Origin of the sequence: Porphyromonas uenonis 60-3 (genome assembly GCF_000174775.1) — a bacterium.
GTDB classification, from domain to species: domain Bacteria; phylum Bacteroidota; class Bacteroidia; order Bacteroidales; family Porphyromonadaceae; genus Porphyromonas; species Porphyromonas uenonis_A.
In genome coordinates, this window is sequence record NZ_ACLR01000154.1 from 1 (window position 1) to 968 (window position 968).

1 protein-coding gene and 1 pseudogene are annotated in these 968 nt (G+C 51.8%); both read left to right on the top strand.

Annotation, left to right across the window (positions count from 1 at the left end; genetic code table 11):
- On the top strand, positions 1-126 hold the full coding sequence (locus tag PORUE0001_RS10075; protein WP_232501421.1) for a putative dsRNA-binding protein: 126 nt from the start codon (positions 1-3) through the stop codon (positions 124-126).
- Between the two features lie 640 nt (positions 127-766).
- Positions 767-968 (top strand): annotated as a pseudogene (locus tag PORUE0001_RS05110) (IS110 family transposase); the annotation flags it as partial.

Sequence of the window (968 nt, forward strand, 5' to 3'; positions counted from 1 at the left end):
ATCGATGGCAAGCCCGTAGGCCGAGGCGCCGGTAGTAGCAAGAAGCGCGCCCAGCAAGAGGCCGCACGTGACACCCTCGAGCTACTCAAGCAAGCCTACTCAGCCATACAGAGTCGCACTAGCTAGCCCCGCTCCTTACGAGGGTGGGAAAAAAAACAAGCTCCGGCAAATCTTACGAATAGCCCTTTGTAAACGCGCTCAAGACGAGTAACGGTTGTAGGGACGCTCGGTCGAGCGTCCGTCCCCGTTAAAGTGAGACGAGTAACGGTTGTAGGGACGCTCGGTCGAGCGTCCGTTCTCGTTAAAGCGAGACGAGTAACGGTTGTAGGGCCGCTCGGTCGAGCGTCCGTTGTGTCAAGGCGAGACGTATAACCCAGTCATCATACAAACTGGTCATCGTAATCTTTAACGGGTACGGACGCCCTCCCACTAGATACTCACCGAGCGTCCCTACACAGGGCTACTCGTCTCGTCGTTCGACAACGGACGCACGACCGTGCGTCCCTACTTTAACTTTGCAGAGTGAAAAGAAATCGACCCGAGATTAGGTCAGTTGAACGGGTTGTTCTTACCTTTGTTGTAGTGAGGTAAGGACAGCAACCAGAGGGTAATCTATCGTCCCTACGAGGCTTCGAGCCTAAGGTCTGTTATAGACCCTCTGGAGTTCAGCTACTTGAGACTCATTAGAAAGTGAGGCCTAGAGCCTAATTAAAGTAATAGTCTAATGTAGCCTAGCTGGTCCTTATCAATAATCAGATACAAAGTTATGGAATATCACTTTATCGGCATCGACGTTTCCAAAGAAAAACTGGATGCTACCCTGATTCGCTACGAATCAGAATCAGACAGCGAGCAGCAGCTCGCCTACACCACTGTAGAAAACAACCCTAAGGGGTTCCGGAGCCTCGTCTCTTGGAGCAAGAAGAACGCTGGTCGAGGAGTCAAGACCGACACCATGCTTTTCTGCT